21 protein-coding genes are annotated in these 22,065 nt (G+C 42.8%); 16 read left to right on the top strand and 5 right to left on the bottom strand.

Going from position 1 to position 22,065, the window contains the following annotated elements:
- Positions 1-20 precede the first annotated feature (20 nt).
- A complete protein-coding gene (locus CYL18_RS09560; protein WP_104849273.1) occupies positions 21-1,205 on the bottom strand; it encodes an amidohydrolase in 1,185 nt (394 codons plus the stop codon).
- 178 nt (positions 1,206-1,383) lie between these two features.
- Positions 1,384-1,881: an antibiotic biosynthesis monooxygenase family protein gene (locus tag CYL18_RS09555; protein WP_104849272.1), complete on the bottom strand. Its 498-nt coding sequence runs from the start codon at positions 1,879-1,881 to the stop codon at positions 1,384-1,386.
- Positions 1,882-2,158: 277 nt separating this feature from the next.
- Between CYL18_RS09555 and hemE the strand changes: the two genes are divergently transcribed.
- The 8 genes from hemE (at position 2,159) to CYL18_RS09515 (ending at position 11,143) form a co-directional block, all read left to right on the top strand.
- Complete coding sequence (hemE, locus tag CYL18_RS09550; RefSeq protein ID WP_104849271.1) at positions 2,159-3,199, top strand: uroporphyrinogen decarboxylase; 1,041 nt, start codon at positions 2,159-2,161, stop codon at positions 3,197-3,199.
- A gap of 20 nt (positions 3,200-3,219) precedes the next feature.
- Entirely contained in the window at positions 3,220-4,155 is a 936-nt protein-coding gene (gene hemH, locus CYL18_RS09545) for a ferrochelatase (protein ID WP_104849270.1), read from the top strand.
- Between the two features lie 27 nt (positions 4,156-4,182).
- Complete coding sequence (gene hemY / locus CYL18_RS09540) at positions 4,183-5,634, top strand: protoporphyrinogen oxidase (protein WP_104849269.1); 1,452 nt, start codon at positions 4,183-4,185, stop codon at positions 5,632-5,634.
- 448 nt (positions 5,635-6,082) lie between these two features.
- A complete protein-coding gene (locus tag CYL18_RS09535; RefSeq protein WP_161497113.1) occupies positions 6,083-6,616 on the top strand; it encodes an MEDS domain-containing protein in 534 nt (177 codons plus the stop codon).
- A gap of 421 nt (positions 6,617-7,037) precedes the next feature.
- The gene (locus tag CYL18_RS09530) at positions 7,038-7,343 is read left to right on the top strand and encodes a hypothetical protein (protein ID WP_104849267.1); all 306 of its coding nucleotides are present in this window, start codon (positions 7,038-7,040) and stop codon (positions 7,341-7,343) included.
- A gap of 16 nt (positions 7,344-7,359) precedes the next feature.
- On the top strand, positions 7,360-7,743 hold the full coding sequence (locus tag CYL18_RS09525; protein ID WP_104849266.1) for a YbaN family protein: 384 nt from the start codon (positions 7,360-7,362) through the stop codon (positions 7,741-7,743).
- A complete protein-coding gene (locus tag CYL18_RS09520) occupies positions 7,740-9,473 on the top strand; it encodes an ABC transporter ATP-binding protein/permease (protein WP_104849265.1) in 1,734 nt (577 codons plus the stop codon). Before CYL18_RS09525 ends, CYL18_RS09520 begins: the two co-directional genes overlap by 4 nt.
- Before the next feature lie 5 nt (positions 9,474-9,478).
- Positions 9,479-11,143: an amino acid ABC transporter ATP-binding/permease protein gene (locus CYL18_RS09515; protein WP_104849264.1), complete on the top strand. Its 1,665-nt coding sequence runs from the start codon at positions 9,479-9,481 to the stop codon at positions 11,141-11,143.
- A gap of 20 nt (positions 11,144-11,163) precedes the next feature.
- Here the strand turns inward: CYL18_RS09515 and CYL18_RS19260 are convergent, their stop codons facing one another.
- A complete protein-coding gene (locus CYL18_RS19260) occupies positions 11,164-11,307 on the bottom strand; it encodes a hypothetical protein (RefSeq protein ID WP_161497112.1) in 144 nt (47 codons plus the stop codon).
- A gap of 494 nt (positions 11,308-11,801) precedes the next feature.
- On the bottom strand, positions 11,802-11,936 hold the full coding sequence (gene yhfH, locus CYL18_RS09510) for a protein YhfH (protein WP_104849263.1): 135 nt from the start codon (positions 11,934-11,936) through the stop codon (positions 11,802-11,804).
- Between the two features lie 198 nt (positions 11,937-12,134).
- On the opposite strand from yhfH, the gene CYL18_RS09505 reads away from it, so the two are divergent.
- The 8 genes from CYL18_RS09505 (at position 12,135) to murQ (ending at position 19,980) form a co-directional block, all read left to right on the top strand.
- Entirely contained in the window at positions 12,135-12,872 is a 738-nt protein-coding gene (locus CYL18_RS09505; protein ID WP_104849262.1) for an MBL fold metallo-hydrolase, read from the top strand.
- A 20-nt stretch (positions 12,873-12,892) separates the two neighbouring features.
- Entirely contained in the window at positions 12,893-13,885 is a 993-nt protein-coding gene (locus tag CYL18_RS09500) for a lipoate--protein ligase (protein ID WP_104849261.1), read from the top strand.
- Between the two features lie 164 nt (positions 13,886-14,049).
- Positions 14,050-14,892, top strand: a complete 843-nt coding sequence (locus CYL18_RS09495) for a MurR/RpiR family transcriptional regulator (protein ID WP_236636352.1) — start codon at positions 14,050-14,052, stop codon at positions 14,890-14,892.
- A 94-nt stretch (positions 14,893-14,986) separates the two neighbouring features.
- Entirely contained in the window at positions 14,987-16,258 is a 1,272-nt protein-coding gene (locus tag CYL18_RS09490; RefSeq protein WP_104849260.1) for an ABC transporter substrate-binding protein, read from the top strand.
- A 21-nt stretch (positions 16,259-16,279) separates the two neighbouring features.
- Complete coding sequence (locus tag CYL18_RS09485; RefSeq protein WP_104849259.1) at positions 16,280-17,230, top strand: carbohydrate ABC transporter permease; 951 nt, start codon at positions 16,280-16,282, stop codon at positions 17,228-17,230.
- Positions 17,231-17,242: 12 nt separating this feature from the next.
- Positions 17,243-18,067 carry a carbohydrate ABC transporter permease gene (locus tag CYL18_RS09480; protein ID WP_104849258.1) on the top strand — a complete coding sequence of 275 codons (825 nt, stop codon included), beginning with the start codon at positions 17,243-17,245 and terminating at the stop codon, positions 18,065-18,067.
- A complete protein-coding gene (locus CYL18_RS09475) occupies positions 18,054-19,076 on the top strand; it encodes an N-acetylglucosamine kinase (RefSeq protein ID WP_161497111.1) in 1,023 nt (340 codons plus the stop codon). Before CYL18_RS09480 ends, CYL18_RS09475 begins: the two co-directional genes overlap by 14 nt.
- The gene (murQ, locus tag CYL18_RS09470) at positions 19,069-19,980 is read left to right on the top strand and encodes an N-acetylmuramic acid 6-phosphate etherase (protein WP_104849256.1); all 912 of its coding nucleotides are present in this window, start codon (positions 19,069-19,071) and stop codon (positions 19,978-19,980) included. The genes CYL18_RS09475 and murQ overlap by 8 nt, the downstream gene beginning before the upstream one ends.
- A gap of 107 nt (positions 19,981-20,087) precedes the next feature.
- Here the strand turns inward: murQ and brnQ are convergent, their stop codons facing one another.
- Positions 20,088-21,455, bottom strand: coding sequence for a branched-chain amino acid transport system II carrier protein (gene brnQ, locus CYL18_RS09465; protein WP_104849255.1), 1,368 nt, complete (start codon positions 21,453-21,455; stop codon positions 20,088-20,090).
- Positions 21,456-22,065 lie beyond the last annotated feature (610 nt).

The following is a 22,065-nucleotide window of genomic DNA, read 5'->3' as shown; positions in this document are numbered from 1 at the left end:
CCTCCTTCTTGTATTTATGCTTAGAAATATCGCCATTCCTGAAAGCCAATTGCAGCATATCCAAGTGTTTTGGCAGCTATGAGCATGGCTTCTTCGTTAAAGTCAAACATAGGGTGGTGGTGAGGAAAAGGACAATCGGTGTTTGCTGGTGCAGCTCCTGTGAGGAAGAATGCGCCGCGCACAGCTTCTAGGTAATGAGAAAAGTCCTCTCCAATCATGAGCGGGTTCAATGGGTGGACATGCTGGAACCCGACAACATCCTCTGCTTTGCTAAGGATATAATCTGCTTCCTTTTCATGATTAATCGTAGGTGGGTACCCCTTGAAATAACGGAATTCATAATCGCAATCATGAACCGTGGAGGCACCTTTAACGATGCGCTCCATCTCCTCGATAATGAAATCTTGAAGTTCTGTCGAAAAAGTTCGCACTGTGCCCTCAAGATAGGCTTCGCTAGGGATGATGTTGAAAGCATTTCCTGCCTTGAATTGTCCAACAGAGACGACTGCGGAATCCATCGGGTTGATTTTTCTGCTAGTGATCAGCTGTAAAAGAGATACAATTTCCGTGCCAACGACAAGGGCATCTTTAGTTGTATGAGGCTCTGCGCCATGCCCGCCTTTGCCCTTGATGGTGATTTGAAATCTGTCGGCTGCCGCAGTGATGGGACCTGGGCTGCAATAGATTTCTCCTGTTGGGTATGGGGCCCATAAATGTGTGCCGAAAATGGCATCCACTCCTTCGAGACAACCATCCTCAATCATGGGCTTGGCACCGCCTGGGGCTAGTTCCTCGGCATGCTGGTGAATGAATACATAATTGCCTATTAGCTCATTTTCCATCTCTTTTAAGGCTTTCGCTAACACAAGCAGGAGGGCGGTATGCCCGTCATGTCCGCAGGCATGCATTACGCCCTTTACATTGGAACGGTAAGGAACCTGCTTTTGATCCTGGATGGGCAAGGCATCAAAGTCAGCGCGCAGGGCAACCGTTCGGCCAGGCTGCTTACCTTCAATTGTAGCAACAATTCCGCCACCTCCAACTCCTGTGCGGACAGGGATATTTAAGTTTCTATAATACGTTTGAATAAACCGTACCGTTTCCCTTTCCTGGAAGGAAAGCTCGGGGTTCATATGGAGGTGATGGCGGATGGAAACCATTTCCTCATAATACTTTTCGAGCTTTCTATTTAGGTCTTCTTCCATTTTCCTTCCTCCCTTAACGTGCATCTTACTACCTTATTCACAGATTTTACCATATTCAAACAAATTAGTAGATTCTAGTCTGTAAAAACTTATTCGTTGAATCTCTATGAAGTTACTATAGCAAAAACAGAAATTCAGGTATAAAAAAGAGCCCCAAAATAGCGGAGCTTCTTTTTGATCATTCTTTTTCTTTATAGGCGTGAAATTTTGCTGTGTAGGGCTTTCCGGTAAAGAGAACCTGGGTATTAAATAAGCTTTCGAGCTTTTTGTTTGTGAGAACCGTATTCTGGTCAAATCGCGCATAATCCTGTTCCTTTGCCCAGTTCGTCAGGACAATATAGGAATCGGAAGAGGTGGGACGCAGCAAGCGGAAGGCTTTAATGCCTGGCTGCTGATGAATGGATTTTGTAGCTGCCTTTAAATCGAACTCGAAGGCTGGCCGGTCTTCTGGGGAAACCGGGATATGGTGCAAGGCAAAAAAGCCTTCTTGCTCAAGCTGCCCAGATTGATCAATCACCTCAAATGAACGCGGGGACTGAAAAAAGCTCTTCCCGCTTCCTTCATGGAGAAGCATGGAGGTACTGGGGTTATTCAATAAGATGATTTGGGCTTCTTGATGTTTTGTTTGAATGATTTTCAAAAATGACAAAGTTCCTGTCGTAATATAGAAGTTCATCGTTTGCCCCCTGTTAAAATATTTTAGTATAATGGAATCGCAATTGAGAATAATAGTTGATCTCACTGGCTTGTTTCGGGTATTTTACCTCGTTAAATAATCCACTAAACTGTGAGAATGAATGACAGATAGAATAAATGCGTCTATTTAATGACAGTTAGGCAGGAATCATATACAACAACAGATAGAGAGGATATAGTTGTTGTTGATGCCTAAATCTAACAATTTGCGAACGATTATTTAAAATAGAACGAAGATTGTGAAAGGTGGAAGAAATTTGACGAAAAAATTCAATGATACCTTCCTCAAAGCCGCCCGGAATGAAAAGGTTGATCACACCCCGGTTTGGTATATGAGGCAAGCAGGACGCTCGCAGCCTGAATACAGAAAAATAAAAGAGAAATATTCCTTATTTGAGATTACCCACCAGCCTGAATTGGCGGCCTATGTAACAAGGCTTCCGGTTGAACAATATGGTGTGGATGCGGCTATTCTCTATAAGGATATCATGACCCCGCTTCCTGGAATAGGTGTTCAGGTTGACATTAAGTCAGGCATTGGCCCGGTTATTTCAAACCCTGTCAGAACACTCCAGGACGTGGAGCGGCTTGGGGAACTGAACCCAGAGGAGCATATTCCCTATATACTAGACACAATTAAGCTGCTGACAGAAGAACAATTGAACGTTCCGTTAATCGGATTTTCTGGAGCCCCGTTCACGATTGCCAGCTATATGGTCGAAGGAGGACCCTCCAAGAATTACACGAAGACCAAGGCGCTTATGTACGGCGATCCGAAAGCATGGTTTACATTAATGGACAAGCTTGGTGACATGATTATCGTTTACGTGAAAGCTCAAATCAAAGCTGGAGCGAGAGCTATCCAAATTTTTGATTCTTGGGTAGGCGCTTTGAATGTCCAGGATTATCAATATTATATTAAGCCAATCATGACAAGAATATTCACGGAATTGAGGGAAGAGAATGTTCCGTTGATCATGTTTGGTGTTGGAGCAACACATCTGGCGCTTGAATGGAATTCCCTTCCGCTTAATGTGGTGGGTCTTGACTGGCGTCTTTCCATCACAGAGGCCAGGGAGCTTGGGGTCAATAAGGTTGTCCAAGGCAATCTGGATCCAGCCCTTTTGAAAGCGCCGTGGGAAGTAATTGAGAAGAAGACTAAGGAAATCATTGATCAAGGAATTATGCACCCAGGCCATATCTTTAATCTCGGTCATGGGGTATTCCCGAGCGTGGACCCAGAAGTATTGAAGAGACTTACCGCTTTCATTCATGAGTATTCTGCAAGAATGAAATAAACATAAAGGAGACTAGAATCATGTCTGCACGCAAACAAATCGGCCTGTTGGTAATGGCCTATGGAACACCTTATAAAGAAGAAGATATTGAACGTTACTACACTCATATTCGTCATGGGAGAAAGCCGTCAGAAGAAAGCCTTGAAGATCTGAGGTCAAGATACGAAGCGATTGGCGGGCTTTCACCATTAGCCAAGACTACGGAAGAGCAAGCTGCGGCACTTGAGAAAGCATTGAATGAAGCGCAGGATGAGGTTGAATTTGTTGCTTATATCGGTCTGAAGCATATAGAGCCATTCATAGAGGATACCGTTAAGAAAATGCATGACGATGGGATTACCGAAGCGGTCAGCATCGTGCTTGCGCCTCATTACTCCACATTCAGCATTAAGTCATACAACGGACGCGCGAAAGATGAAGCTGATAAGTATGGCATGAGGATTTCCTCTGTTGAAAGCTGGTATACACAGCCTAAGTTTGTTCAGTACTGGGTAGAGAAGGTAAAAGAAACCTATGCGCAAATGCCTGAACAGGAAAGAGCGAATGCCGCGCTAATTGTATCTGCACACAGCTTGCCTGAAAAGATTATCAGCATGGGTGATCCATATGCCGACCAATTGGCTGAGACCGCTAAATTGATTGCAGAGGGAGCAGGAGTGGAGAATTATGCGGTTGGCTGGCAGAGTGCTGGTCAAACACCAGAGCCATGGCTTGGACCTGATGTTCAGGACTTAACGAGGGATTTGCATGAAGAAAAAGGCTATAAAGCGTTTGTATATACGCCAGTAGGTTTTGTGGCTGAGCATTTGGAAGTTTTATATGATAATGACTATGAGTGTAAGGTCGTAACAGATGAGGTTGGCGCTTCATACTATCGTCCAGCCATGCCAAATACCGATCCATTATTCATTAACGCAATGGTGGATGCTATCACTGAATTGATGGGACGCAAGTAATCATTGAGAAAGAGAAGTGGATAATACGTGGACTCAAACAATCAACATATAGCCATCATTGGCGGAGGACTGACGGGGTTGGCGGCAGCCTTTTATCTGCAAAGGAAAATAGAAGAAGAACAATTGCCCTATCAGGTTGTTCTGATTGAAAGCTCTGACCGTCTGGGCGGAAAGATGCAGACAGTTGTACGCGATGGCTTTGTGATCGAACGGGGTCCAGATTCCTTCTTGGCCCGCAAAAAGAGCATGTCACAGCTCGCTAAAGATGTAGGGATGCAAGAGGCGATTGTTCCGAATTCAACCGGCCAATCCTATATCTTGATTGATGATCAGCTGCTGCCGATTCCAGGCGGTGCGGTAATGGGTATCCCGACTGAAATTAGTCCCTTCATTAAAAGCCGTCTATTCACTCCGTTTGGGAAGGCGAGAGCCGCGATGGACCTTGTCCTCCCGCGCTCTAAGGAAACTGGGGACCAGCCGCTTGGACCTTTCTTAAGGAGGAGGCTTGGTGATGAGGTTGTAGAAAACCTCGTTGAGCCGCTCATGTCAGGCATATACGCTGGGGACCTTGATCAATTAAGCATCTTGTCCACATTCCCTGATATGCTCGAAACAGAGCAAAAGCATCGGAGTCTCATTCTTGGCACGAAGAAGAATCGTGCTAGGAAAGCCGCTCCGCAGACAAGTAAGGCTGATCACCGTATAGGAATGTTCCGTACATTTGAAAAAGGGCTGCAATCACTTATTGATGCCATTGAAGCTAAGCTTCCTTCTGAGATGGTGCGTAAGAATCTCTCAGTTGAAAGTGTAACGAAGAAAGAAAAAGGCTACATGATTGAACTAAGTGATGGGGAGTTTATGCAGGCGGCTGCGATAATCGTAACGACACCCCATCAGGCTATTCCACGTTTGTTCCCGGATTATTCAATTTTTGAGCCATTTAAGAAAATGCCGTCTACATCGGTTGCGACTGTGTCGCTTGCCTTTGATGAGCATGCAGTTAAGCAGGATATTAACGGGACGGGCTTTGTCGTCTCTCGCAACAGTCCTTGCCGGATCACGGCTTGCACATGGACTCATAAAAAGTGGGCGCATTCTGCGCCAAAGGGAAAGGCCCTTTTGCGCTGCTATGTTGGAAGGCCAGGTGATGAGGGAATTGTCGATCTTTCTGATGAAGAAATCGTTCAGATTGTTCTCCGCGATTTGAAACAAATCATGAAAATTACCGGGGAGCCGCAGTTTTATGTTGTCAGCCGCTGGAGAGAGGCAATGCCACAATACAGGGTTGGGCATACCTCTACCTTAAGAAGGATTGAAAGCTCAATGGCGGAAGAGCTTCCTGGTGTATATTTGGCTGGAGCCTCCCATAAGGGAGTCGGAATGCCGGATTGCATTGATCAGGGAGTGGCTGCAGTGGGTAAGGTCCTTCATTATATGAAACAAGTAAATTTAGAAAAAGAAATGGTCCACATGAAGTAAAGTAATCTAAAAAGCCATGGAATCCTTAAGGGGGATCCATGGCTTTTTTATTTGGATAGTAGCTAATATGACAATTAAAGATTATCATACTGATTTTTAGGGGAAATAAATGTAATTCGATTATATATGGGAAATGCAGCACAGTTTCCGCGGAAGGACTAATAAGACTGTACTTATAGTGTAAAGCTAGCTGACTTATTAGTGATTTAATAAGCAAAAAATAGTTGTTAATTGAGGGTGAAGATTCAGGGAAGGATGGGATTAGGCTATAGTAACAGAGCATTTCAAATTAGGAATATAGCAAATTAGATATATTCTAAATTTAACCTGTAACCTCTTATTGCATACCTCAAAGCGCTGTACGCACTATTACAGGGATGTGATGAACCCCTGTAATGGCCAAAGCACAGTGCCATTCAAAAGAAAGCAGTTAAAGGGGAATGAATGTATGGATACTAAAATCATCAAAGTGATTAAGGGATTAAACAAAGGTGATTGTAAGCATATCTGCTATATTTACAATAATCGCGGCGGATACCTGGAAAACTTGTTTTCCTTCATATTGACCCGCATAAACGACGGGGACCATGTTTTACTGGTTGAAAATGATAGAAATATACTAACGATCAATAAAAGATTACAGAACGAGTTGAGCAGGAACCAACTTGATAAGGTACATTATATAAATAATTTCAACTTTTATTTTTCAAATGAGACCTTCCATCCACAAACCGTTTCATCGCATTTCCTTCATTACATCCAACCATTTATAGAAAATAACGTTTCATTTAGAACTTGGGGACATATTGAATGGAGAGATGATAAAGACATTGAACGAGATATAGAGAAATACGAGAGGGAGGTTGACCAGATTACTAAAGACAAATGCATCATCTCAGTATGTGCATATCCGGCTGCCCAAACTTCAGATTCATTAAGAAAAAGGTTAGAGAATTGCCATGAGGTCGTATTAAAGGACTGATGAATAGCTTCCTTTAATATTAAGACACAACTAATTTTATGACCATTAAGAGCATTGATCCATGACGATTAATGCTTTTTTTAGTTGAGCTCTATGGAATATAGGAGCAGCCGGCAATAAGAAGATAAAGAAAAGCGTTTAGGTTTGATTATATTAATATTGGTTCTAATCACTAGGTAAGATCGGGATATTTCCTTAATTCTGTTTATAGCACGTCATAACTAGAAGGGCCAGTCTTTTTCTAATAGAAATAGTAATCAGGGATGCAAGCTTTTAATGAAAGAATCCTAATATTTAGATGCATCATTGTGGTTCCTGTGATAGATGACAATTATTGTATTTTCAATTTAAATATTGACATTGAGAATCATTATCAATAATCTTGTTATAGTGATTATTTACTTTGTAAGGTGAGTGACATATGGTATTAATGATGATCCATAAAATAGGTCTCATGCTCGCGATTGTGTGTGGGCTTATTTATTTTGCTAAACGGACGGAGCGGAGCAAAAAGCTCCATCAATTTTTCGGTTTACTGACGATAGCAAGCTTCCTTTTGGATATTATTGTGAAAAGTTTCACGAACATAGGCTATTTGCTTTATGCCCTCCTTCTGCTGATGGCAGGCATCAGTCCCTATTTTTATAAGAAAAGTGGGAAAGTAGCTGTTCACTTAAGTCTGGTCGGAGCAGCCATCGTTTGGCTCGTACTGATTCATATTATTTAGGAGAGAGTTGAAATCAATGAAAAAAAGAGTGTTCATCTTTTTAGGCTGGATATTTACAGGGCTTGCTTTGATTGGTGTTGTCCTGCCTATACTGCCGACAACGCCTTTTATTCTTCTTGCGGGCTGGCTCTTTGCGAAGAGCTCAGAGAGGTATGAACGTTGGCTCAAGAGCACACGTGTCTATAAACGATATGCAGTCCCTTTTATGGAGGCAGGCGGGTTAAGCTTTAGGAAGAAGGCTGAATTGTTGATTACAGTATATTCTGTGCTGATCGTCAGCGGTCTTTTGATTGCTAATACTCATGTGCGGATATTCTTAGGTATCTTGGCGATTGTGAAGTTCATCGTTATCTGCCGTATGCCGACGGTTGATCATAAAAAGGAAATGGTGAATTCATGATTCAAAAGGAAATGCTTCAGTTTGCAAAAAAATATAATGTCATACAAATTGTCATGTGGATTACAATTCTGCAAGTCATTAATCTTTGCGTAAATATTATGCTCGCTTTTCTAATTGCGAGTGTTCTAAGTGATTTGATGTTTGCGGAGGAATGGACAATCACAGGTGGCTATGTAGGCTTTATCGCTTCATTATTGGTCGTAAAGGCGGTCTGCCATTATGTGTCGACCTACTTGACCCACTATACATCTCATCAATTGAAATATGCGATTCGCAGGGATTTGTTCAAAAAAGTACTGTCCCTGAAGCCGGCTCAGGTAACAAAGCTGGAGATTAGCAAGATCAGTCAGCTGAGTGTCGAAGGAATTGAGAATATTGAGGTGTACTACAGCCGCTATTTGCCCCAATTTGTCTATAGCATTCTAGCTCCAATCCTTTTATTCGTTATTTTATCGGCGATAAGCTGGAAAATCGCTTTAGTATTGATGATAAGTTCCTTCCTTATCCCTGTTGCCATTGTTGCTGGGGTAAAGATTGGAAAGAGAGTGTTCCGCACTTATTGGAATAAGTATTTAAATGTTGGCAAGCGGTTCGTTGAAGGTGTGCAAGGTCTGCATATATTAAAAATGTTTGATACTGATACGGAATATCAAAAAATCATGGATAGGGAATCGGAGGATTTCCGCAAAATGACGATGCGCGTACTGACAATGCAATTGCAGTCGATTACCATTATGGATTTAATCGCCTATGGCGGTACGGCAATCGGGATTGCAATGTCTGTAATCAGTTATCAAAATGAGAATATATCCTTCCTCGGCTTTATTTGCTTCGCTTTGCTTGCTGTGGAGTTTTTCCTGCCGATGCGTTTGCTCGGTTCATACTTCCATGTCGGCTTGAATGGAGTAAGTGCGATGGAAGAATTACAGCATCTCCTCAATCTGCCAATCAATCAAGAAAAGGAAAAGAAGAGCATGGACATAGAAGGAAACTTAATGATCCAGGAGCTCTCTTACACGTATCCCCAGTCATCAAGCTCAATCAAGGCAGAGCTGCTTACCTTTAAAAAAGGTCATTTGACCGGGATTACCGGTGTATCCGGTGCAGGGAAATCGACCCTTAGTCATTTACTGCAGCGTTTCATTGAGCCGGATGAGGGAGCTATCTTCCTTGGATCTATGAATCTTCAGGACCTTTCAACAGATGAAGTGCATCAGCATATTGGCAGTGTTGCCAGCCAATCGCATATTTTTGAAGGAACGATCCTATCCAATCTACAGATAGCCAAGGATTCGTTGACGGAGAAAGAGGCGGATGAACTGCTAGCCTTTGTCAGGCTGCCAGAATTTCAAGGGAAATTAGACATGCGGGTCCTCAGTGAGGGAGCTAACCTCTCAAGCGGCCAAAGGCAAAAGCTTGCGGTGGCTCGCATGCTTCTCAAAGATCCTGAAGTGATGATCTTTGACGAGGCTACAGCCAATATGGACTCTCAAAGTGAGAGAGAAATCATGGAGACCATCGCTTCGCTTAAAGAACGCGGAAAGACGGTAATTGTCATCACTCATCATCTTCAAAACCTTGTCCTAGCAGATTCAATCCTTGTAATGGAGAATGGCGTAATTGCTGAACAAGGCACGCATCAAGCGCTCCTGCAAAAAGGCGGATCCTATGCTGGAATATGGGATGAACAGTGTTCATTAAATACACTTCGTGATGTTTTGGGGGCGTAGAGATTATGGAGAAATTAACATTCAAAGATATTAGGCAGCTAGTCAGTATTCTTAAACCATTGCAGCCTTTAATGCTTCTAACGATAACGTTGGGGTCATTAGGGTATTTGGCGATTACGGCCATTAGCTTTGCAGGAGGGATGGGGGTCCTGCAAATAGCCGGTGTACGGGAATATGGCTCTCTAACGACTCTGATATTCGTTATTCTTGCGGCGGGTGTGTTAAGAGCGGTCTTTCGGCTTAGTGAGCAATATTGTACGCATTATATCGCTTTTCGACTCCTTGCTATCATTCGCGAGAAGGTGTTTAAAAGGCTTCGTTTATTGACGGAGAACCAGTTAAAGGAGATTCGCAAGGGTGAATTGATGAATATTGTCACCAAAGATGTCGAACTGCTCGAGGTCTTCTATGCCCATACGATAGCCCCCGTGTTCATTTGGGTGACGACTATGATTATTTATGGAATTGTATTATATAGCCTGCACCCATTGTTTGCGCTAATGGGGGTAGTAAGTTATTGGATGATTGGCTATATCATTCCATTCGCCGTCTATCGATTTGGACAGAAAACGGCAGAGGCTTATCGGAAGAAGTATGGTATGCTAAGCAGTTTTTTGATGGATTCGTTAAAAGGTATCAAGGAAATCATCATCTTTGGCAAGAAAAATCACACCCTGAATTCCATTGATGCATACAGCGATGAGCTCAATCATACGACGAAGAATTTGAAAAGGCATGAAGGACTCTTAAAATCCTTGAGCGATATGATGATCTATAGCACTGTCTTTGCGCAGTTATTCATATCAGCTTATCTCATTATGGGAAACAAAGCAGATATAGGAATGGTCCTGCTGGGATTGCTTGTCCTGTTCTCCTCTTTTGGACCAAGCCTTGCTCTTTCACAGTTAAGTGCTAGTTTGGTTCATACATCTGCCAGTGCTAAACGGGTACTGCGCCTTCTCAATCAACAGCCAGATATTATTTATAGTGGAAACAAGGAGCTAACGAAGGTTGAGAGCATCCGCTTTGATAATGTGAAATTTGGCTATGAAAATGGTCAGGAGTTATATCGCAACGTAAACCTTACTTTTCATAAGGGAGAGATTACAGCTATAAAGGGAGAGAACGGAACAGGTAAAACTACACTAATTTCCTTATTGCTGCAAAATCTGATTCCTAAAGAGGGGAGCGTATTGCTAAATGAGCATCCAGCTGTGAACTTTACCCATGAGAGCTTGCGGGAAAATATTGGGGTTGTAACAGCATCAACGATTGTATTCACTGATACGCTGCGCAATAATCTGACTCTCTACCAAAATGGTTATACGGATGAACAGTTAAAACAGGCTTGCTTTAAGGCGGGGCTTTCCGAGTATGTGGAAAGTCTGCCTGAAGGGCTTGATACCTTCATGGAGGAATATGCCGGCAATATGTCTAGTGGTCAATTGCAGAGGCTTGCTTTGGCAAGAGTGTTTCTGAAGGACTCCGCTATCCTTATTCTTGATGAACCGACGAGCAATCTGGATGCATTGAATGAAAAATCAGTGCTTGGGTCAATCAGGCGTCAAGCAGCTGATAAAATCGTCATTCTGATTAGCCATAATCAAGATGTGCTGGAACTGGCCGATAAAGTATATAAGATAGAGAATAAAACTATTCATATAGCATAATGAAAAGAGAGCCTGCTTGTTTAGAGGCTCTCTTCCTTTGTGTCCGCATTATCCGATGTGAGAGTAATGCTTTCTTGGAGCTTGTATAAGTAGCGGGTAATCGCTTCCTCTAGGATTACATAAAGAAGAAAAATTCCAATAGCGATTAGGATCCATTTCATCATATTGTTTCCCTCCTTGCTTCAGTTTTTATTTACCCAATAGACATTAAATTAAAATATTGCTTAACTATTGAGGTTGTTGTCTGCTTATAGTCATGTTCTGATTATATTTTGCCCTTAGCGGTTTTATTGCTAAGATCAAGCTTGTTTTGCCATACCACAACCAGTGCCAGAACTTTGCTCCCAGTAGACCAAGAAGTGGATGGGACGATAACTGACCGTATAAGAAAAGGAAGCTCCTCTCTATTAAATAGGATGTATTGCAACAAAAACAGCCTCAGTTAATGGAAATGGTTATCCGTTAACTGGGGCTTTGTTTTATTCAGGAATAGGAAAAAGTAAGACAAAAAAAACAGGCATTCATCTGAAAGCCTGGCTTTGCATCTGCAAATTAAAGGGAATTTTTAAATGAACCAGGACTGTTGTACAGTCCATTTACACCATCCTAACATAGGGGCGCTTGCGCATTTATAATCAAGGGATAATCCCGTTGATTCTTATTCAGATACATGACGCAGGCATCGATCACAGACGATTCCGTAGCATTCGTGCTGTTCTTCGATATTATCACCACATTCTGCGCATTTCTTAGGGGGCAAGTTTCTGAAGAATTCCATTACGTTTCGTACCATGCTCATAACCTCCATTTAATTGATTTATAACAGTTTTGTTTTTGGGAAACTGTTATATAACTATTTGTTAATAACAGTGTATTATAACAGATGTGGAATGTCAACACTGTTTTAAAACAATTTAGAAAAAGATGAAAAAATAGGCATTTTAGTTTATAGTGATTAAGGGAGATAGCACGTTTTGTAAGGAGGAATTTGATGCAATTAACGGTGGTTGGATTTTGGGGCGGGTTTCCTGCTGCAGGTGAAGCCAGCTCAGGGTATTTATTGGAGCATAAGGGGTATAAGCTGCTGCTTGATTGCGGAAGCGGGGTCTTGTCACAACTTCAATCCTTCGCATCACCTAGCGAGCTTGATGCTGTTTTGCTGACCCATTCACATCCGGATCATACAGCGGATATAGGTGTTTTGCAGCATGCGCTGCTGATAGGGCATATGTCCGGAGGCAAGGAAAGATGCTTGCCGATTTATACCCATTCAGATGATGCCCAGTTTATTGAAACACTTAACTATAAATCTTACACAAGGTGGGAGCCGGTTGCAGCGGGTACGACTGTCCAAATTGGACCTTTTGCGGTCACGGCTATGAGAACCAAGCATTCTGTCCCTTGCTTTGCCTATCGGATTGAAGCGGGAGGCCGCATTTTCGGATATACTGGTGATACAGCATTTAAAGAGGAGTTTGCTTCTTTTTTTCATGGGACACATGTCTTACTGAGCGAGTGCAATTTCTACAAAGGAATGGAAGCAGCTGAGAGAGCAGGTCATCTAACGAGTGAGCATGCCGCCGTGATTGCGAGGGATGCAAAAATAGAGCGATTGATTTTGACGCATTTGCCTCATTTCGGGAATATTAATCAGCTGAAGGATGAGGCAGCTGATATTTTTGACGGAGAAATTGGACTGGCCAGCACGGGGTTAACCATCGAAATATAAAACTAGTGGAGGTACTGGAAATGATTTTTTTAGATAACAGGGGAATTACAGACCCGCGCATTAACTTAGCAATTGAGGAATATGCGTTAAAGAATTTAGATATTAATGAATCTTATTTGCTGTTCTATATTAATCAGCCTTCCATCATCATTGGAAGGAATCAAAATACAGTAGAAGAAATTAACCAAGACTATGTGGATGAGAACGATATTATTGTCGTCCGCCGTTTATCTGGGGGCGGAGCGGTTTATCATGATCTTGGGAATTTGAACTTTAGCTTCATTACGAAGGATGACGGTGAGAGCTTCCATAACTTTAAGAAGTTCACTGAGCCTGTCGTAGATGCGTTGAAGGAGCTTGGGGTAGAGGCTGAACTTAGCGGTCGGAATGATTTGCTTGCAGGAGGCAGGAAGATTTCAGGAAATGCCCAATTCGCAACGAATGGAAGAATGTTCAGTCACGGCACATTGATGCTTTCAAGCGAGATTGAGAATGTCGTTTCTGCATTGAAGGTGAATAAGGATAAAATCAAATCTAAGGGGATTAAATCCATTCGCAGCCGTGTGGCCAATATCTCCGAATTCCTTGCCGAGCCAATTGGCATAGAAGAGTTCAAACAAAGAATCCTTGAACATATTTTCGGAGGACTGGACAAGGTCGAGCGCTATGAATGGACAGAAGAAGACTGGAAGAAAATCATGGAAATCTCAGAGAGCCGCTATCAGCAATGGGATTGGAATTATGGCAAATCTCCTAAATTTAATGTCCAGCACTCACAGCGCTTTGAGGGTGTTGGCCAAATTGATATCCGCCTAGATGTGGCCAAAGGCCAAATCGAGAATTGCAAAATCTTTGGAGATTTCTTTGGGGTTGGCAGTGTAGGGGAAATTGAGCAAAAATTACATGGTGTCCGCTTCTCAAAGGCTGAGATTGAAAAGGCGCTTGAGGATGTTAATATCAAGCATTATTTCGGTAATTTAACGAAGGAAGAGTTCGTCAAATTATTGTATTAAGGAATATAAGAGACAGGGGCAAATCTGCAGATCAGGCAGGTTTGCCTTTTTCTTATGGGTTTATTCCATTTTTGAAACAAAATTTCAAAATTTTGGTTGTAGAACGAAACTTTATTTTATATACTGAATAGTAAGAAAATTAATCAGAAGGATGCGACATACAGGTGATTTTTATTGAAGAGAGCTTTCATACATTTAAGCCGACCGAGAAGAAGGCAGCTGAATTTATCCTGCAGAATCCAAATATGGCGGTCAATCTTTCTATCCAGAAGTTAGCCGAACGAGCTGAGGTGAGTGAAGCATCTATTATCCGGCTCGCCAAGAAAATGAATTGCACAGGCTTTAAGGATTTAAAGCTGAAGCTTGCCTATGAGCTTGCCAAGAATGAGCATAAGACGGATCAATATGAGGATATTCCAGATGATGGCTCTATCAAATCTTACATACAATCAATCTCACAAAATAATATCCAGGCTATTGAGAACACAATGGTGCTGATGTCGGAAGAAACAATTGAAACGGCCATCTCGCTAATCACTGGCGCCCGTATGGTTGCAGTGTATGGAATAGGAGCTTCTGCAATCATTGCCCAAGATTTCAAACAAAAGCTGACCCGGATTAATTATTGGTGTGAGGCAGCCATTGACGGGGATACCCAGCTGACCGTTTCAGCCAACTTAGGTCCGCAGGATGTCGTATTTGGGATTTCCTATAGCGGGTTGACGAAAGACATTTGTGATTCAGTCTCATTAGCCAAAGAGAATGGCGCCAAAGTCATTACCTTGACGAAATCAGGAGATAACCTGCTTTCCCTAATGGGAGATGCCTGTCTATATACGACATCACTCGAGAGGAATATCAGAAGCGGTGCTACTAGCTCACGCATTGCCCAACTGAACGTCATTGATATTTTATTTGCCGGCATTACAAAGACAAACAAAGAGAAGAATATAGAGGCTCTGGAGCGGACACGCAAGGCAGTCGGGCGCTCTAAAAGAGAGGGATAACCGTTCATTTTCTTACAGTTCTATTGCTTCTTGTTGCTTTACTTCACTTTTATATAAAGGTGGAGCTAATAATAATATATGGGAGGTCACATGAATGAAGAGGATGGGGAAGGCTTGGCTGGCTGCTGTCATGGTATGCTTGGCCCTTGTCGCTGCAGCTTGTTCACAGGATGAGGAAACAGCTACGGGGAAGAAGGAAGACACGGTTAATTTGACGATTGGCAGCTGGAGAACGGAAGACACGGAAGGCTATAAGAAAGTCATTGAAGCCTTCGAAAAGAAAAATCCAGATATTCATGTAGAGTTTAAGCCGTCGAAGAATACGGAATACAACACAATCTTGAATACGGCGCTAAAAAGCGGTGAAGGCCCTGATATCATTCATTTGCGTCCTTATGCTCCTGGAATCGCGCTTGCTGATGGCGGTTATTTAGAGCCGCTTGATGATATAAGCGGGCTTGATATCTTTACAGAGGAAGCACTCGCGGCATCAAAGGGGTCTGACGGAAAACAGTATGGTGTACCTATTAATATGAGTACCACCCAAGTATTTTACAATAAGAAGATTTTCAAAGAATTAAAGCTTGAGGAGCCGAAGACATGGGATGAGTTTATTGAAGTGAATGAGAAGCTGAAGGATGGCGGTTATATTCCGTTGGCGCTTGGAACGAAGGAAGGCTGGCTACTGTCACTTACTCATGGAATTTTCGGTCCGGCTGTATACGGCGGCACGGAGTTTGTTGAAAAGGTTCAAAAGGGAGAGAAAAACTTCACAAGCAAGGAATTTGTTCAGTCCATCAAGGTGATGGATGACTTGAAGAAGTATTTCCCCGATAATTATGAAGGCGTTGGCATGGAGGATATGAGGACGATGTTCTTTACGGAACAGGCAGCGATGTTCCCGCTCGGCAGCTGGGAAATTGAAGTTGTGCGCGGAATGAATCCTGATCTTGATTTCGGCTACTTCCCGATGCCGCAGCAAAATGGCGGAGAACCGGCAATAACAGCATGGGTTGATGGATCGTATGCCGTGAATGCCAACTCTAAGCATAAAGAAGCGGCAAAGAAATTCGTGGAATTTATGGCAACGGAGGAATTTGGAAAGCTATTCACAAATGAGTTTAAGATGATTAGTGCTATTCCTGGTGTCACGTCAGAGGATGAGCTTGTGAACAGTCTTGGAAAAGCGATTACGGAGAATTCCACTCCATATATGATGGTTATTGATTTCGCGGAGGGAAATCCAACAACGAAGGCTACTTTTGAAACTGAGCTTCAAGGAATGTATCTTGGGGATCAAACGCCTGAGGAAGTGGCGAAGAAGGTGCAGGAAAGCGCAAAGAGTTGGTATAAACCGTTCCAATAATGAGCAGGAGGCGGGTAAGCTATGCAGCCGGAACCGATTATCGCAGAAGTGAGAAATCAACAAAGCAAGAAGCGCAGGAGATGGAAGATTCATCTCCTGCCCATTCCCGCCCTTATCATCTATGGGCTATTCATTGTCTATCCTCTTCTGGCCGCTTTAACCTATAGTTTTTTTGACTGGGAGGGAATAAAGCAAGGGGCCTTTATCGGGCTAAGCAATTATAAGGATTTATTTACGCTTGAGCCATTTCGCGGCATGTTCTGGAATGCCTTTGGCCATAATATCCTTTATTTTGTCATCCAAATGATTGTCCAAAATGGCATTGCCTTTTTGCTGGCGCTTGTTCTTTATCAGAAGATACGAGGGATGGAATTTTTTAAGATTGCCTATTTTCTGCCAAGGCTGCTATCAGTGATTGTTGTCGGATTCCTATGGAAGCTGATATTAAATCCGAATTATGGAGCCTTAAATATTTTGTTAGGGAAGTTCGGATTAGAATCCTTGCAAAAGGCGTGGCTTGGTGACCCGGATACAGCCTTAATAGCCATCATTTTGGTGAATTGCTGGTTTGGTGTCGGCTTTGCAGTTCTTATTTTTCTCGCAGGCTTACAGGCCATTCCGCATGAATTGATTGAGGCAGCTAGATTGGACGGGGCTAGAGGATTGACGCTAATCCGAAAAATCATGCTTCCATTGATGGTGCCTTCCTTGATGATTATGACCGTTCTGACCTTTATTCAATCATTCGAGGCATTCGAGCTTGTTTATGCGATGCAAGGCTCTCAAGGAGAACCATATCGCTCGACAGATACACTGGCGGTTTATTTCTACCGATTGGCCTTTGGGGGAAGCAGTGGAGATTCGACGGCTGTAGGTCTTGGGTCCGCACTTGCTGTTGTGCTGTTTATTTTTATCTCGTCTATTACGGCCATCATGCTGAAGTTTATTAATAAGAAGCAAATCGATTTATAGGAGGGAAACAGAATGAAAGCAACGATTTGGACAAGGCCATTTTATTATGTGATTGCATTCTTGTTTGCCTCCATTAGCTTGTATCCCATCATATTGATGGTGCTGTCCTCCTTTAAACCGAGTGCGGAGATATTCATGAATCCTCTCTCTTGGCCTGAGCAATTTAGTCTTGATACATACCGGACACTGCTCGAGCGCATTCCTTTTATGACCTACTTCTATAACAGCGTATTTACGAGTGTGGTTTCTGTTCTTCTCATTGTCATTACGACAAGCTTGGCCGCCTTTTACATTGCGCGATATACATTTTGGTGGAACAATCTCCTGTTCTTCTTCTTTTTGATGGGGATGATGATTCCCATCAAGCTTGGGATTGTTCCGCTCTTTTTGTTAATGAAGGATTTGGGATTGACGAACTCTTTATGGTCCTTGATTTTCATGTATACCGCCCAGGGAATTCCTTTATCCATCCTAATTTTGACCGGTTTTTTCCGGACGATGCCTATCGAGCTTGAGGAAGCAGCCCGAATTGATGGAGCCAGTGATTTACGAATCTTGTGGAATGTGTTATTGCCCATTATGCGCCCGGCACTTGCAACCGTCATCATCATCAATTTCATCCAGGCGTGGAATGATTTCTTCTTTCCGCTGATTTTCATTTCAGATGAAATGAAGAAGACGATTCCGGTCGGCATGCTTTCACTCTTTGGTGAGTACTCAGCCGATTGGGGATCCTTGTTTGCGGGTCTGACACTCTCCTCCTTGCCAATGATTGTGCTGTTCTTTATCGCCTCAAAACAATTTATGGAGGGAATGACTGCTGGTGCCGTTAAATAAGGAAATCATTCTTGCAATTGATGGGGGAGGGACTAAGACAGACTTGGCGGCAGGCGACATAAACGGCAATATCGGTTTTCTGGTAAGTGGCCCTTCAACAAATTTAAAATCTAGGCCAGCCGCTAAGGTGAAGGAAGACCTCTTTCGAATGCTCGATAGCCTGTTTAGGAATATAGGTGATCGCTCAAATGATATTGCGGGTGTGAGCGTGGCTGCAGCCGGTGGAGATAGACCTGAAGATCAAGCAAAATGGAAAGAGTGGTTTCATCAATATGGAATTAAGCCTAAGTCTATCACGGTCATGAATGATTGCCTTGCGCCGCTTGCGGCAGCGACTAAGAAAAGGGAAGGACTGGTCTTAATCGCTGGCACTGGTTCTATCGCCTATTATTTTAAGAAAAATGGGGAAACAATCAGAGCGGGAGGCTGGGGATATTTATTTGGTGATGAGGGCAGCGGCTACGATATTGGCAATCAAGCCTTGCGCCGTGTCCTAAAGGAGCATGATGGGAGGAGATATGATGGAGGGGCTTTATCTTTGCCGGTATTGGAGCATTTCGGGCTCGAGCATCCGATGGAGCTTATTACTCATCTATATGAAGCAAGTTACCCGAGGGAAGCCATCGCAAGTCTTGGAAGAAAAGTCATAGAACTGGCGAGTGCAGGAAATAAAGATGCGCTGGAAATAATGTTGGAGGCCATTCATGAGTTAGAGATGCTTCTGTCGGCTATTCATGCGAAGGATGAGGAAAGCAAGAATAGCTCACTCGTAATCTCTGGCGGGCTGTTTCAGTCGGCTTTCTTTAAGGAAGCATTCGAATCATCTATCAAAGGTACTGGAGCGGTTCAGACGATCGTTCAAGCAGACTATCCTCCAGTCATTGGAGCTTATATATGCGCTCTGCTGGATTTGGTCGGCGATATTCCTGATAAGGTCGAAAAGAGTATAGAGATGTCCTGGCAAACTGCTAAAAGAATAAAGATAGATGGAGGCCTGGATAATGAATGAGGGACAACGAAAAATGGTTACGGAGATGAAAAACGAAAATTCAGAGGGACTGCATCTTTTCTCGACCATGGAAATTATCGAATTGATGAATCGGGAGGATAAGACAGTTGCCGCTGCTGTTGAAAAGGCGCTCCCGCAAATAAAAGCTGCCATAGATGCGGCTGTCAGCCGTCTCGAAAACGGAGGGCGCCTCTATTATATTGGTGCCGGAACCAGCGGCAGGCTTGGTGTTCTCGATGCATCTGAATGTCCCCCAACCTTTGGAGTACCAGCCGAATTGGTGAATGGAATCATTGCTGGCGGTGAGATGGCTGTAAGGATACCAGTGGAGAATGCAGAGGATAATTGTGAGGAAGGACGAATGATTGTCAAGGAGCTGCTGGTGAAAGAGGATGTGCTTGTCGGTATCGCTTCGAGCGGGCGAACACCTTATGTGCTCGGAGCCATTGAGCAGGCAAATGAATTAGGCTGCCAGACAATCGGATTTTCCTGTAATTTGCAGACAAAGCTCTCTAAAGCGGCTGATATTATGATTGAAGTACCTGTAGGGCCGGAAATCATAACGGGCTCAACAAGGCTGAAGGCTGGTACGGCACAGAAGATGGTCTTGAATATGATTTCAACCGCAGTGATGATTAAATTAGGCAAGGTATACGGGAATCTGATGGTGAATGTACAAGCCACAAATGAAAAGCTGCGCAAAAGGTCCATATCTATTATTCAGGATATAACGGGTGCAGATGAATCACTTGCCAGGCAAATGAATGAGAAGGCAAAGGGCAATACACGAGCCGCTATTTTGATGATTCTGTATAAGCTTTCCTATGAGCAGGCGTGTAAGGAATTAACGAAGCATGGGAACCATTTCCCGAAGGCGATGATTGCTTTGGAAAATCAGCAGTAAGTGAAGTTTGTAAGGAGCGATAGATTCAGGTAAATGGAGTTAAATAAAAAGCTGATCAGAAAGCCTGCATATAGAGCGGGTTTTCTGGTCAGCTTTTTTGTTTACTTTCATTCCGTTTCCCCGGAAAGGAGGATTTTAGCTTTTTCAGCCTTTTTTTCAGCCGGAGCTTTTATGCTCGCAATGATACAGCCAACAGTAAAGCCGATTACAGCAAATGTGAGCCAACCCATAGATACCTCATAAAATGGCACATATGCTGCTAAAATACTGTCTATTGCTCCCAAAGAAATGCCGAAGCCATGAATCCCTTCCACGAAGCTCATGAAGAGTGTCGGAATCATTGTACAAATATAGACAATCTGGCGGCTCTTAAAGATAGAATCAGCCAGTACCAAGAAAATGAGCACGATGGTGATTGGATACAAGAACAGCAGTACCGGGGTAGAGAAGGTAATTAAGTTTGACAACCCTACATTGGCCACACATGCAGAGAACAATGTGAAAACAATTGCATACGTTTTATAGCTGAACTTTGGCGCTAATTTATAGAAATAAGCCGCACAGGCTGACGTCAGCCCAACACTCGTAGTCAAGCAAGCGATAATGATAGTGAAGGCAAGAAAGACTTGGCCTAGTGTACCCATGTAATGCTTGGAGGCTCCTGAAAGAATAGGTGCCCCATTATCAGCAAGTCCAAGTGCTGTTACAGATGTTGAGCCGATGTAAGCAACGAATATATAGACGAGCGCCAATAATCCAACACCGATAACGCCTGATTTAAGGACGGATGTAAAGATTGCCTTCTTTGATTTCTGTCCATATAATTTCACTGAATTTATGATTAGTATCCCGAATGCAAGTCCACCGAGTGCATCGAGCGTATTGTATCCTTGCAGGAACCCATTAACAAATGCGGTAGAATCATAGCTTTCTTGCGGAGCGGATTGTGAGCCGAGCGGGTTTACGAAGGACATGATGATAATAACTGCGATGAACAACAGCATTAACGGTGATAAGATTTTACCAATCCGATCCAAAATCCTAGAAGGATTTAAGGACAGCCATAAGGATATACCGAAAAAGAGAATCGTATAGATTAATAACTTAATAAAATGATTATCCTCGCCGATGAATGGGGCAATCCCAATTTCATAAGAGACAGTGCCTGTCCTCGGCAAAGCAAAGAATGGTCCAATGGTCAAATAGAGCATGACCGTGTAAATGATACCGTAGATAGGGTGAACCCTTGCTGCAAGCGGCTGGACATTATCCACGCCGGAAATGCCAATTGCTATGATGGCTAATAAAGGCAGACCTACGCCGGTGACGAGAAAGCCTGCAACGGCTATCCACATGTTCGTGCCGGATAATTGTCCTAGATAAGCGGGAAAGATTAGGTTTCCTCCGCCGAAGAATAAGGAAAACAGCAACAACCCAATGACTAGGTATGCTGATATAGGAAGTTTTTTGTCCATGAGCAAGTGCCCCTCTCTAGATGTTCGAATTATCTGAATATTTATTCAGATTAATATTTGTTCTCAGTAATTTGTGATTACTATAACAGAAAAAAATTCATCCGTACAATGAACAAAGATTTCCAGCGGATTTATTGACAGGGAATCATTTGCATGAATTTTAAAGTATAATTCGAAAAAATGCGGCAAGCAAGAAGGTTGATGATGAATACTTGCCGGAAGGACAAGCCGGCATATCGTTCATGTAGCATATATGTGCTGTTAAGGAATGGTTTACAGGTTTGATTGAGAATACGGACGCAGGCGAGGAGGGAATCTTTGAAGTGTTAAATGGGAGAATAGAGGACGTGATAGAAGGGGTTTGTCGATGGGCAGTCTTTATTGTTTCTATATATAGAAAAGAAGAAAATGGTTTAGTAGGAGTTTATATCAATTATCTTAACATTATAAATTCGCAAAATATTAACCGTAAAATAATGCTGGATTATGCTTTTAATATCCTGTTTTAACGCATGAATATTCTTAATAGTTGCATAGCGAAATCTCTTTTCCTATAATAAAAATTGGGTGTATTTGAATATTTTAGCAATAAAATACATCCTGCAAACAG

The organism is Pradoshia eiseniae (assembly GCF_002946355.1).
Taxonomy (GTDB): Bacteria; Bacillota; Bacilli; order Bacillales; family Pradoshiaceae; genus Pradoshia; species Pradoshia eiseniae.
This window is presented reverse-complemented; position numbering and strand designations above follow the sequence as displayed.